The following is a 13,153-nucleotide window of genomic DNA, read 5'->3' on the forward strand; positions in this document are numbered from 1 at the left end:
AATGGTACACCTCGTTAGTCACGGATAAAAATGGAACTGACAAAAAATTGCGGCTAATCATAGCTCACCCTGTCTCCTTTGAGAATGTCGATGTGTTTTTAACCAGAGCGATAGCGTCCTGGGACGGCACGTTTTCCCGCTTCCAGTGCGCGACTGCCCAGCTCAATAATAACGACAGGTCAAGATCTTGCCAGCTTTCCGGCAACGGTTGGCATAGAAATTTTAGCGCGGCAACCAGCACCGGGCGCGGATCGCCACCGGGCAACACAGGCGCATGATTCTGCTTCGATAGCTTGATGCCATTGACACCCAGCGCCAGAGGCAGATGCAGGTAAGAGGGCACTGGGAGCTTCAATTGATTATACAGCGCAATCTGATGTACCGTCGGCGCGATCAAATCGGCACCGCGCACGATTTCGGTAACGCCCTGGAAATGATCGTCGATCACCACCACCAAATTATAGGCAAACAGCCCATCGCGGCGGCGAATGATAAAGTCCTCGCTGGTTAGCGCCGGATCGGTGCGCTGTTCGCCCTCCAAACCATCATGAAACGCATAGACCGGGGCGAATTGACGCAAACGGATGGCGGCACCCGGAGGACCGAAATGCAAATCACGGCCATGGCCACCGATGTGCTGAATGCGGCTACGCGGACAGGTGCAGTAATAACATAGCCCCTGTTGTTGCAACAGATCCAATGAGGCATGGTAGGTATCATGAGGTTGGGATTGGTAAATGACGTGACCATCCCAGAAAAGACCATAATGTTCTAATGCAGATAAGATACGGCTGGCAGCACCGGTGACTTCGCGTCGGGGATAGACATCTTCAATGCGCACCAACCACTGCCCACATCGGGCGCGGGCTTGGAGGTAGCTTACGAGAGCGGCAATCAGCGAACCAAAATGCAGATCCCCACAGGGCGAGGGGGCAACGCGCCCCACATAATGACTTTCTTGCATATCAGAGATGAAAGGCTCACCCTTTTTCTGTGCGGCGCACGAAACGGTAATCTACTCGTCATATTTCAAGCTGTGTCGGTGTAGGCTGTGAAAATCACTGACTAAAAAAGCTCATAGGGATGTACGCCTTTGCTGCCTTTATGCCACCAATCATTTAGCGTATACCCGTCATACTTCAAGTTGACTGTGCGTTAGCTTTCCTCGCTTACTCCAGTCACTAAGAACCTGCCCCGTTAGGCTATTTTACTTGCCATTTTGGCCCTGGGCAGTACTCACCCTCCTTAAGTACTGCGTGTACGCTGCGGTTGTTGCGCGCTGTCCCTTTGCAAACTGGCTGCAATAATAATGTACGCCTACTGGGATAGGCTGATTCTGGGGTAGGCACCTGGGCCGCAGAATAAACCTTATGGATGAGGTTTATTCTGCGGCCCAGAGCAGGCGCGGTTCAAATTGCTTCCTCTTCCTGACCGAATTGTCGCTTCGTTGGCGCTTTACTGCAACTCGGATTATTTAGGGTATATAACTTTATTAGCCAGCCATCTGTTTCTCGCGGATTTCTGCCAAGGTCTTGCAGTCAATGCATAAATCAGCGGTCGGACGCGCTTCAAGGCGGCGAATGCCAATTTCCACGCGGCAGGATTCACAGTAGCCGAAATCTTCGTCTTCCACTTTCTTCAGCGTTTTCTCGATCTTTTTGATCAGTTTGCGTTCACGGTCACGGTTACGCAGTTCGAGACTGAACTCTTCTTCCTGCGCGGCCCGGTCCACCGGGTCAGGGAAGTTGGCAGCTTCGTCTTGCATATACGATACAGTACGCCCCACTTCTTCTCTAAGCTGATTACGCCATGCTTCAAGAATACGCCTGAAATGCGACAACTGGGCGTCGTTCATGTACTCTTCGCCTGGTTTCTCTTGGTATGGCTCAACCCCAGCGATGGCGAGAATGCTCAAGGAAGAGGTTTTACGGTTTTGCCCTTCTTGCATGTTGCTTCTCCTACATACAATAAATACGCGCTCGCGCTATTGAATCCCCAATACGGGGAAAAACAGGCCGCTATAAATAACAGAAGGAAGGTAGGTTGGCAATTATTCCTATCACCCTCTTGACAATGCTGTGAAAGGAGACGTACTTGACGATATGCTAATCGGTTGTCAACTTCATGTTTAACTGCTGCTATCGATAAAAAACGGTAACTTATTGTACAGAGATATACCGTCAGGTGATAATTTAGCGCCATAACAAATGACTTCGACTCCCAATTTATGCACTTGTGCCAACAATGCCGCATAACGTGCATCTATGTGATGTGCAGGTATGACTTGTTCAATACCACTGTGCAACACGGCAAAGAACAACACTGCCCTTTGACCACGTTCAATCACGCTGAATAACTCACGCAGGTGTTTTTGCCCTCTTAGCGTTACCGCATCAGGAAAATACCCACATTGTTGTTGCAGCAATGTCACTGACTTCACTTCAATATAGCAGTCAACCCGGTTTTCTGCCTGTAATAACAAATCGATACGGCTATTCTCACTGCCGTATTTCACCTCGCCGCATATTTTACTGTAATCAAATAATTCATTGATTAAATTCTGTTCAATGGCTTCACGCACCAGAGTGTTAGCACGCAGCGTATTGATGCAAATCCAATCACCCTGTTGGGTATGCGTTAGCTCCCAACTGTGGGCGTATTTGCGCTTGGGGTTGTCCGAAGTGAAATACCAGACAATATCACCCGGCGTGGCGCAACCGGTCATGGCACCGGTATTGGCACAGTGCAGTGTCAACGTTTTCCCTTCTGGGGTAATGACATCAGCCAGAAAGCGTTTGTAACGCTTAATCAGCGTGGCGCAACGTAGCGGCGGGGTAAAAATCATCCGGCTGCCTGATGAGCCAAAGCCCATTGTTCGAACGGGGGAGAACCGTTGACAAAAAACCACTGATATAAGGAAAAGGTTGCGGCACGCAAGCTCATCACCTGCTGCGGCAGTGCTTCAGACAAGAGCAAAGCGAAAAACACGTTGGACATAGCTACTCAATTAAATAATGAAATACTGGGTGTAATGCTACAATGTACGCCGTTTAATGTTAACCACCACGGAGAATTCTGTATCTTCACTGCCAGTCAGCGCGGTACTGGATGAATTGCTCACTGCGCTACACTCTGCTACGCAGGTGTTACTGCATGCCCCGACCAGTGCTGGCAAATCCACTTGGCTGCCGCTGCAAATCCTGGCCAACGCCGGATTGCCAGGCCGTATAATCATGCTGGAGCCACGGCGGCTAGCGGCGAAAAACGTTGCCTACCGGTTGGCACAACATTTTGGTGAAAAACCTGGCCAAACGGCGGGTTACCGTATGCGCGCAGAAAGTAAAAGTGGGCCTCAGACCCGGCTAAAGGTGGTGACTGAAGGCATTCTCACCCGCCTGCTACAACAGGATGCTGAACTGCCGGGCGTCTCACTGGTGATCCTCGACGAGTTCCATGAACGCAGCCTACAGGCTGATCTGGCGTTGGTGCTGATGCTCGATGTACAGCAGGGGCTGCGCGATGATCTGAAAATGTTGATCATGTCGGCGACCTTGGATAACGCCCGGCTGGTGTAACTGCTGCCAACAGCATCGGCCGTGGTCTCCGCAGGGCGCAGTTTTCCGGTTGATCGCCAGTACCCACTGCTGGTTAGCTATAAACGGTTGGAAGACGGTGCGGCGGCGGCAGTAAAGCGCTTGTTGGCTGAACAACCTGGCTCACTGCTGTTGTTTCTGCCGGGGGTGGCGGAAATCCACCGAGTATTGGAACGCCTCAACGGAGAGGTACCCGGTTATACCGATGTATGGCGCGTTGCCGTTGGCGCAGCAACAGCGAGCGATCCAACCGGCAGCGGCCGGTCGGCGCAAGGTGGTGCTGGCAACTAACATCGCCGAGACCAGCCTGACGATCGAAGGCATCCGGCTGGTGGGGTGGATAGCGGTCTGGAACCGGGTATTTGCTGGCACCTGTTTGCCAAAGAGCAGGCGGAACGCGCTGCCGAACAGGCATCACCGGAGATCTTGCACAACGATCTCGCCAGTTTCTGGCATGAGCTGCTGCAATGGGGCTGCCATGATGCGGCTCAATGGACCTGGCTCGATTGGCCGCCAGCAGCGGCGTTGGCATCGGCTAAAGTATTGCTACGCCAGTTGGTGGGTGCCACCAACGACAGTGATAAATTAACCGCTCAGGGGCGGCAGATGGCCGCACTGGGATGTGAACCTCGTTTGGCGGCGATGCTGACTGCCTGGGCGATGTTGGGTGCCGATGGTCTGGCTACAGCGGCAGCATTGGCTGCCCTGCTGGAAGAGCAACCGCGTAGCGGGCAAAAGGACATTGGCTATTGGCTGAGCCACCCAAAGCCGCACTGGCAGCGCCGCGCCGGTCAGTTTTCCCGGCGCTTTTCGCAGCGGCCGGGACAGCTCGACATGAGTTTGGCTGCACGCCTGCTGGCACATGGATTTGCCGATCGCATCGATCAGCGGCGTGGCAAGGATGATCGCTACCTGTTAGCCAACGGCATTGGGGCAGCGATGGATCTGGATGAAGCATTGTCGCGTGCGTCCTGGCTGATAATTCCCCGTTTGCTGCACAGTGATAACAGCCCGGATGCGCGCCTTATGTTCGCGCTGCCGGTGAAGGTGGAAGCATTGGTGGCACAACTGCCGGCTATAGTGTCACAGCAAACGACTGTGGCATGGGACGAAGAAAAGGGTAGGCTGCGTGCCTGGAAACGCCAGCAGATTGGCAGCCTGACGCTATGCGCCCAGCTGCTGGCTAAACCGGCGGATGAGGCGCTACAGCAAGCGCTGATCGATTGGGTCCGTGCACAGGGGCTGGCGGTGCTTCACTGGGATACCGCCGCCAACAGCTAGGGCGACGATTGCAGTGCGCGCAAAGCTGCCTACCGGTGGCCAACGGAGCTTTGCTGGATGGGCTGGAACAATATCTGCTGCCATCGCTGAACGGCGTGCGCGACTTGCGTGGGTTACAGAAGTTGTTGAATAAATCGGATTTTGAATAAGGAGTCCCGTGAATGGGCAGCTTTCAGGCAAGGCGTACACTTTCTGGCATACCGGCGAGCGTCATCTTGTTTAATGCACAGATCATGGCCAGCGCCTCTGCAACTTGCCCATCATAATCTCGCAGCGACAGGTGACCACCAAATAGCTGTTTTACTCTGTACCTCGCTGTTGCCGCTATCGAACGTCGGTGGTAGCCTGTGATACTTTTTCACCGTGTGTTGTCTCCGGTAACGCGCTGGTTCGCCACCGCTTGATTTCGTTCTGCATACTGCCGACCAATAACGGGCTCGCTTCTCGGCGGTATTAACACCTTGAGCTTATTGCCCCTTAACTCATCATCACACACTCGCGTATCCTAAGCCCGATCCGCCGAGGCGACTTTGATGTTACGGTACCTCTGGCGGATAAGACCTGGGAAAGCTTCGGTATCGGTGACATTGCTCAAGGAAAGGTCAGCACAGATGACCTCATGTGTTTCTATATCTACGGCCAAATGTAATTTTCGCCAGATAAGCCGTTTTTCCTGACCGTGTTTTTTTGCTATCCACTCCCCTTCACCCAACACATTGAGCCCGCTAGAGTCGATAACGAGGTGCGCAATTTCACCTGGCGTTGGGGTTTTAAACGGGACATGGCCGGACTTCTCCCGCTTACTGATGCAGGTGTCGTCCGGGCAGTTCAACGGCACTTTGATCAGTGTGACAATGGAGTCGACGAAGCCCTGGATGGCGTGAAGTGTCAGGCCGAAAATCCGTTTCAGCATCAATACGCTGGTGATTGCCATATCGGAATAATGTTGTCGGCGACCACGCAGAGAAGGTTTTGCCTCGCAGTACCAAGCGTGAAGTGCCGTTTCATCCACCGAGAAGGTGAGTGAACCCCGAGTGATAAGGGCGTTGTTGTAAGCCTTCCAGTTGGTGATGTTGAACTTTTGCTGGGCCACGGAATGTCGCTATGTTGACAGAAGGAGAGTGATCTGATCCTCGTCCAGGCCAAAAGTTCGATTTATTCAACAACGCCTATTGAGTCCTTGGTTAACTCCGGAGAACCGCTGGGGCTGGAAGCCGGTTCCAAATCCGAACTGATGGCGGTACTGGCGCATATGGTTATGGCCCGGTCAATGATCGTTTGCAATTGTTACAAAGACCGCGAATATATTCGTCTGGCGCTGATCGCTCAGAAGTTGGGCCACAACAAAGTGTACCTAGTGATCGAGAAAATATCCGAGATCAACATGGTGCTGGAAGAAGCCGAACGGCTGGGCGTGATGCCACGTCTCGGTGTGCGTGCGCGTCTGGTGTCGAAGGGTTCCGGCAAATGGCAATCAAGCGGTGGCGAAAAATCCAAGTTTGGCCTGGTTGCCGTGCAGGTACTGACGTTGGTAGAGACCCTGCGCGCAGCGTGCCACCTCGACAGCTTGCAACTGCTGCACTTTCACCTGGGTTCGCAATTGACCAACATTCGCGATATCACTATCGGCGTGCGTGAATCGGTGCGTTTCTACGTTGAACTGCACAAGCTGGGCGTCAATATTCAGTATTTCGATGTGGGTTGTGGTTTGTGCGTCGATTATGAAAGAAAATGTTCGCAGTCTGACTGTTCGGTGAACTATAGCCTGAACGAATTCGCCAACAGCTTGATTTGTGGTATCGGTAACGCTTGTAACAAGCACAGCCTGCTGCATCCGACGGTAATCACTGAATCCGGCCGTGCTATGACCGCGTACCATGTGTCATTGGTGTCAAACATGTTCGGCGTAGAGCGCCATGAGTTCAGCGAGCTTCTGCCACCGGCGGAAGACGCGACGCGCGTGCTAGAAAGCATGTGGAAAACCTGGTTGGAAATGAACCAGCCAGAGAATCGTCGCTCGCTGCGCGCATGGCTGCATGCCAGCCTGATGGATCTGCATGACGTGCACACCCAATACACTCAGGTCACGCTGGATCCGGCCAAACGCGCTTCTAGTGAGCATCTTTGACATCCTCTCCGGCCTAAAGGACGGGGATTCCTACAGCGTTCAGACCGAAAGCTGACTCGCCTGGGTGGGTTCCTGCTTTAACGGGCGGGGTCTGACTGCACTATCCCTCCATTGGCGTTCGTGGTGTATCCACATATCTGACACACAAATTTACTTTGCGACAGGCGGTTTTCTTTCGCTGTATGACCGCAGCATGCACCCCGCTGGCTGGTATATGCCGCAGATACTGCTAGTACCTGTGCTCTTCGCCAGAGCTGCTTGTACTCAAGTTGACGACGCATTTCATACCATCCCTGACCAGTATCGAGCGGTTTAAGCCTGATCTAGCTCTGACGTTTCGCCCGTGCTGCTCTGCCGTGCCTGTTGCCGACTTTGACATGTTACTGACCTTCAAGTCTTCAATGACGATCATTGCGTGGTTTTTGCAGATTTCACTGGTGATTTTATGAAGGTAGTCGCGCCGAATATTGGCAATGTGCGAGTGTAGATGCTGGATTTTTCGCTTATGTTTCTGCCAGTTGGCGCTGAATTTTACCTTTCTGCTTAACTGACGCTGAAGTATTGCCAGCTTGTGCTGGCTTGTTTTGAAGCTGTTGACGGGCGGGTATACCGTGCCATCTGAAAGCGTAGCGAGTTTGGTGACTCCGGCATCCACTCCGACCATTGACGCTGAGTTATGAACGGGTTCAGTAACTTCGTATGCTGTCTGGATGCTGACGTACCATTTGCTGCATGACTGGCTGATGGTGACATTTTTCACTTCACCTATAATTTCGCGGCTGTTGCGGTAGCGTATCCATCCCAACTTTGGCAACGATATACGACTATTGGCTTGATTGAGCTTCACACCTTGTGGGTAGCGCAATGCACCATTCTGCACGCGTTTTTTTAAACGGGGGAATGCTGCACGCTTCTGGAAGAAATTATTGTAGCCGCGCTCTAAATCTTTCAGTGACTGCTGCAACGTCTGCAATGGAGATTCTTTAAGCCATTGTGTTTCAGGATCGGATTTCCAATTAATGAGCCATGAGGTCATTTTCGTATTGGTCTTAACTGAAATTTGAAGGCTTGAAGTCGTTTCATTATCACTATTATACTTTGGTCTATGACAAAAGAAACCGATATTTGCCGAGGAAGACACTGCATTTTCCTGATGCATGTTCACTTGGTATTCGTTGCCAAGTATCGACGAAAAATATCTGATCAGGATGCCATAGAAAAGCTGCGCTGCTACTTTTCTAGCGTATGTGCTGACTTTGATGTTGAGCTGGTCGAGATGGATGGTGAATGCGATCACGTGCATTTGCTGATTAACTACCCGCCAAAGCTGGCAATATCAAACTTGGTCAACAGTCTTAAAGGCGTTTCTAGCAGACTGCTTTGCCGTGACCTCCCCGACATAGCCCAGCGCTATTACTACAAAGGTGTTCTGTAGACACCGAGTTATTTTGCAAGTAGTTGCAGTGGTGCGCCGATATCGATCATACGGCAATACATTGAGCAATAGCAAACACCCAGTTAGTCGGAAAACCGCGCCTTATATCCTCGCCATTAAGGACGGGGCTTTACGGCGCACCAGGTAAATCCTTTTAGTGGACGCCCGCTGCCCGTCAAGCTCCTGATGCCTAACCTGCATGGGGTGTTTGGCACAAATTGTTTTCATCTTGAAAGTAATCGGCAGATAACGCCTGGGTAAGCGAGGCTGCAGATATGTGCCAGCAAGGCATTCTGTGCGGGCAAGCATAGAGAGAAGATCTCACTTAATTGGTGCACAAATTCGTTCACCTCTCTCTGTGCCTATCCCGTTTTCTGGAAACTAAATCGGAGTTTTTTATTTTCGCTGACAATGAGCCTTAGTCGTCGAGAAAGCTGCGTAGTACTTCGGAACGACTTGGGTGACGCAGCTTACGCAGCGCCTTAGCTTCGATCTGCCGAATACGCTCGCGGGTAACGTCAAACTGTTTGCCCACTTCTTCCAGAGTATGGTCAGTGTTCATATCGATGCCGAACCGCATACGCAGTACTTTCGCTTCACGCGCGGTTAAACCAGCCAGTACGTCGTGCGTAGCAGAACGCAGGCTTTCCGAGGTCGCAGAATCCAGTGGTAGTTCGAGGGTAGTATCCTCAATAAAATCGCCCAGGTGTGAATCTTCATCATCACCGATCGGCGTTTCCATGGAGATAGGCTCTTTAGCGATCTTCAGCACTTTACGGATTTTATCTTCCGGCATCAACATACGCTCGGCCAGCTCTTCCGGCATCGGTTCACGGCCCATCTCTTGTAGCATCTGACGCGAGATACGGTTGAGCTTGTTGATAGTCTCAATCATATGCACCGGAATACGGATGGTACGCGCCTGGTCGGCGATAGAACGGGTGATAGCCTGACGTATCCACCAGGTGGCGTAAGTAGAGAACTTGTAACCACGACGGTATTCAAACTTATCTACTGCTTTCATCAGGCCGATATTGCCTTCCTGGATCAGATCCAGAAATTGCAAGCCACGGTTGGTGTATTTCTTCGCGATGGAAATAACCAGACGCAGGTTGGCTTCAACCATCTCTTTTTTCGCGCGGCGGGCTTTCGCTTCACCGATTGACATGCGGCGGTTGATATCTTTAACCTGCTCAATGTTCAGGCCAGTTTCTTCTTCGATTTGACGCAGTTTCTGCAGGCTACGCTGTACGTCTTCCGCGACGTCCTTCAGCTTCTCCGACCATGGCTTAGTCATTGCCTGTGCCTTTTCGAACCAGGCATCGGAGGTCTCGTTGCCAGCAAACAAAGTGACGAAGTTTTTCTTCGGCATTTTACACTGTTCCACGCACAACTTCATGATGGTGCGTTCCTGCGTACGGACGCGATCCATCATGGTGCGCATGCTGTAGACCAGGAAATCGAACTGTTTTGGTACCAAGCGGAACTGCTTGAATACTTCGGACAGTTTCAGGATCTCTACTGCTGCGCTGGCGTGGCTACGGCTGTTCTTTCTGATAACCAGGCGAGTCGTTTCGTACTGATCGCACAAGTTAGCAAATTTCTGGCGCGCCAGTTCTGGATCGATGCTGTTGTCATCTTCAGCGTCGTCGTCTTCATCATCCTGCTCTTCGGTCGATAGTTCAGAACCAATGTGTGTAGCGGTAGGGGCGATATCCTCTTCCGCATCTGGATCGATAAAGCCGGTGATCAGATCAGATAGGCGAGCTTCACCCGCCGCGACGCGATAGTACTGCTCTAGCAGGTAGGTAATGGCTTCTGGATATTCAGCAACGGAACACTGCACCTGATTGATTCCGTCTTCAATGCGCTTGGCAATATCGATTTCGCCCTCGCGCGTCAGCAACTCCACGGTACCCATTTCGCGCATGTACATGCGCACTGGATCAGTAGTGCGGCCAATTTCAGACTCAACGCTAGACAACACCTGAGCAGCAGCTTCCGCTGCGTCTTCATCGGTATCGGTGGTGTTCTCGGCCAGCATTAGATCATCGGCATCCGGTGCTTCTTCCATCACCTGGATGCCCATGTCGTTAATCATCTGGATGATGTCTTCGATCTGGTCGGAGTCGACGATATCTTCCGGCAGATGGTCATTGACCTCAGCATAGGTCAGATAGCCTTGCTCCTTACCACGGGTGACAAGCAGCTTTAGCTGTGACTGCGGGTTTTGCTCCATAAGACGGTTCCACACTTAAGAGTATTTGGGTTGGTGTCGGTCGGCGAAACCGCCAACAATAGCATTTGGGTATTTTTGTTATTGCCGCGCCCCACTATGGCGGCATATTGCAGGGCTATGCCCTCGCATTTATCAGCACTTAAGCAGTTGGTGTTCAGTTTTTCTTCGCTAGGATTTGGTTAAGCGAACTTACTTCTTCGCGTTCTTCCTGGCTCAGTCCATGGGTTCTGGCTTGTGCGATCAGTGCCTCCAGCCGCTGTTCCAATACTGATTCATACAGGCTGGCTAACGTATCCAAAAAGGTTTGCTCCACCCTGTCATCAACGATCATATGGTTCCATGTCGCCAAGGTTTCAAGCTGCTGGATTAATTTGTTATCGCGATAGAGCTCTAACAATTGCCCAGTGGTCAACCCCGGCTGCGCCAAACAGGTCTGTACCAGTTCGACAAACAACGGCAACCCCGCCTGTTTAGTCTGCTCCAATCCTTCAAGCGAAGGGATAAGTGTAGCCAGCCGTGGGTTTTGCACCAGTAACCCTATCAGTATACGCATGGTTGTGCGTTTTAGTTGGGGTGCCTGGTAAGGGCTTGCATTTTCAACCTGCTTACTTAGCAACTTCTCCAGTTGGAATTCATCAGGCATACCTAATTTTTGACCCAGTTGTTGTCGCAAATACAGACGCAATGTTTCACTGGGTATTTGGCTTATCATCGGAATTGCCAACGAACTCAGCTTGGTTCGCCCGTCCGGGCTGCTCAGATCCACTTGTGGCATCAAAGTTTCAAACAAGAAAGTGGAAAGTGGCTGTGCCAGTTCCATCCGTTGTTCGAAAACTATCTTGCCCTCTTTGCGCACTAGCGTGTCCGGGTCTTCGCCATCGGGCAAAAACATGAAACGCAACTGCCGCCCATCGTTAAGGTAAGGCAGCGCGGTTTCCAGCGCACGCCAGGCAGCTTCACGGCCAGCTAGGTCGCCATCGTAGCAACAGATAACGTTATCGGTGGCACGGAACAGCAGTTGAATATGTTCAGCCGTCGTTGAGGTTCCAAGTAAGGCGACCGCATAATCGATATCGTACTGCGCCAACGCCACCACATCCATATAGCCTTCCACGACCAGCACCCGTTGCAGGGTAGGATGGCTCTGCTGCACTTCATACAGGCCGTACAATTGCCGACCCTTGTGAAATATTTCGGTTTCCGGAGAGTTCAAGTATTTCGGAATGCCACCACCCACCACGCGTCCGCCAAAGGCGATCACCCGCCCGCGTTTGTCACGGATAGGGAACATCACGCGCTCACGAAAACGATCATACCATCGCCCCTGATCGTTAGTCACCAACATGCCAGCATCGTTTAAAGCGCTGCGCGCATCGTTATCGCGACCAAAGCGCTTCAGTGTGATATCCCATCCTGCTGGGGAAAAGCCCATGGCGAAGTGGCGGATAACGTCATCACTCAACCCACGCTGTTGCAGGTAGTTGCGCGCCAACGTGCCAGCGGGCTGATGCAATGACTGCTGATAGAATGCGCTGAGTTGTTCCATCAGTTGATACAGGCTTTGCCGCTGATGGCGTTCGATTTGGGTCAGCCCGGTACCTGCCTCGTAGGGCACTTCCAGCCCGTGCATGGTCGCCAGTTCTTCAATGGTTTCGACAAACTCAAGCCTGTCGTAATTCATCAAGAAATCGACGGCGTTACCGTGCGCACCACACCCAAAACAGTAATAAAACTGCTTTTCGCCATTAACGGTAAAAGAAGGAGTCTTTTCATGGTGGAACGGACAGCACGCATGATAGTTTTTGCCTTGCTTTTTCAGCTTCACACGTGCGTCGATCAGATCGACGATGTCAGTGCGAGCCAGCAAGTCATTGATAAATACGCGCGGAATTCGTCCAGCCATAAGCCCTACTTCACTAGCCTATAAACGAGAGCAAGCCGCGCATTCCTTTCGGAAATGCACGGCCTTCGTATGCAACTACTCGGTCTGCGCGATGTTGAAAATCAGAAAATCACGCGGCGGGATAACGACATCCCCGAAGAATCAATACAGACGAGTGCGGCGTGCGTTTTCGCGAGCCAGTTTCTTCGCGTGACGTTTCACAGCAGAAGCTTTGGCGCGCTTACGTTCGGTAGTCGGTTTCTCATAGAACTCACGACTACGAACTTCAGCTAAAACACCCGCTTTCTCGCAAGAGCGTTTGAAACGACGCAGAGCAACATCAAATGGCTCGTTTTCACGTACTTTAATTACCGGCATGTGCCTTTCACCTCGATAAAATTCGGTTTGCTGCTGACCAAGCGCCAGCCTTTTTAAAATGGTGAGATATTCTACTTCAACGGATACTGCTTTGTAAAGCACCATAGAAAATTGAATAATGCGCCACTGTGTTAAAACACGCGCAATTTTGCATCGGGTGCTGATTATAGACCCATCATAAAAAATGCGCGTTTTTAATCAAACCGGCATGTATCTC

At 51.6% G+C, this 13,153-nt stretch carries 8 protein-coding genes and 5 pseudogenes; 5 read left to right on the plus strand and 8 right to left on the minus strand.

Translation table 11 applies throughout. The features are described from left to right. Window positions 1-64: 64 nt before the first annotated feature. From gluQRS to sfsA, 3 genes are all read right to left on the minus strand, one after another. Window positions 65-964, minus strand: a complete 900-nt coding sequence (gene gluQRS / locus AACL06_RS02265) for a tRNA glutamyl-Q(34) synthetase GluQRS (protein WP_339037663.1) — start codon at window positions 962-964, stop codon at window positions 65-67. Between the two features lie 528 nt (window positions 965-1,492). Next, window positions 1,493-1,948, minus strand: a complete 456-nt coding sequence (gene dksA / locus AACL06_RS02270; RefSeq protein WP_339037665.1) for an RNA polymerase-binding protein DksA — start codon at window positions 1,946-1,948, stop codon at window positions 1,493-1,495. Window positions 1,949-2,128: 180 nt separating this feature from the next. Further along, complete coding sequence (gene sfsA, locus AACL06_RS02275; protein WP_339038476.1) at window positions 2,129-2,845, minus strand: DNA/RNA nuclease SfsA; 717 nt, start codon at window positions 2,843-2,845, stop codon at window positions 2,129-2,131. A 208-nt stretch (window positions 2,846-3,053) separates the two neighbouring features. Here sfsA and AACL06_RS10495 point away from each other — a divergent pair, with 208 nt between their 5' ends. From AACL06_RS10495 to AACL06_RS10505, 3 genes and pseudogenes are all read left to right on the plus strand, one after another. After that, on the plus strand, window positions 3,054-3,575 hold the full coding sequence (locus AACL06_RS10495; RefSeq protein WP_425336924.1) for a DEAD/DEAH box helicase: 522 nt from the start codon (window positions 3,054-3,056) through the stop codon (window positions 3,573-3,575). A 136-nt stretch (window positions 3,576-3,711) separates the two neighbouring features. Further along, window positions 3,712-3,867 (plus strand): annotated as a pseudogene (locus tag AACL06_RS10500) (hypothetical protein); the annotation flags it as partial. 62 nt (window positions 3,868-3,929) lie between these two features. Further along, window positions 3,930-4,874, plus strand: a complete 945-nt coding sequence (locus AACL06_RS10505; protein ID WP_425336925.1) for a hypothetical protein — start codon at window positions 3,930-3,932, stop codon at window positions 4,872-4,874. A gap of 172 nt (window positions 4,875-5,046) precedes the next feature. Here AACL06_RS10505 and AACL06_RS02285 read toward each other — a convergent pair. After that, window positions 5,047-5,967 (minus strand): annotated as a pseudogene (locus tag AACL06_RS02285) (IS5 family transposase). Window positions 5,968-5,991: 24 nt separating this feature from the next. Between AACL06_RS02285 and speA the strand changes: the two are divergent. Then, window positions 5,992-6,999, plus strand: a pseudogene (gene speA / locus AACL06_RS02295) (biosynthetic arginine decarboxylase); the annotation flags it as partial. 42 nt (window positions 7,000-7,041) lie between these two features. Here the strand turns inward: speA and AACL06_RS02305 are convergent. After that, window positions 7,042-8,113, minus strand: a pseudogene (locus AACL06_RS02305) (RNA-guided endonuclease InsQ/TnpB family protein); the annotation flags it as partial. On the opposite strand from AACL06_RS02305, the pseudogene tnpA reads away from it, so the two are divergent. Next, window positions 8,108-8,509, plus strand: a pseudogene (gene tnpA / locus AACL06_RS02310) (IS200/IS605 family transposase). The pseudogenes AACL06_RS02305 and tnpA overlap by 6 nt on opposite strands. Window positions 8,510-8,855: 346 nt before the next feature. Here tnpA and rpoD read toward each other — a convergent pair. The 3 genes from rpoD to rpsU form a co-directional block, all read right to left on the minus strand. Further along, window positions 8,856-10,676, minus strand: a complete 1,821-nt coding sequence (rpoD, locus tag AACL06_RS02315; protein WP_339037667.1) for an RNA polymerase sigma factor RpoD — start codon at window positions 10,674-10,676, stop codon at window positions 8,856-8,858. 154 nt (window positions 10,677-10,830) lie between these two features. Then, complete coding sequence (gene dnaG / locus AACL06_RS02320; RefSeq protein ID WP_339037669.1) at window positions 10,831-12,579, minus strand: DNA primase; 1,749 nt, start codon at window positions 12,577-12,579, stop codon at window positions 10,831-10,833. Window positions 12,580-12,720: 141 nt separating this feature from the next. Next, window positions 12,721-12,936 carry a 30S ribosomal protein S21 gene (rpsU, locus tag AACL06_RS02325; protein ID WP_008103436.1) on the minus strand — a complete coding sequence of 72 codons (216 nt, stop codon included), beginning with the start codon at window positions 12,934-12,936 and terminating at the stop codon, window positions 12,721-12,723. Between the last annotated feature and the right edge of the window lie 217 nt (window positions 12,937-13,153).

It is taken from the genome of Serratia symbiotica (Periphyllus acericola), from assembly GCF_964019515.1.
Classification (GTDB): domain Bacteria; phylum Pseudomonadota; class Gammaproteobacteria; order Enterobacterales; family Enterobacteriaceae; genus Serratia; species Serratia symbiotica_D.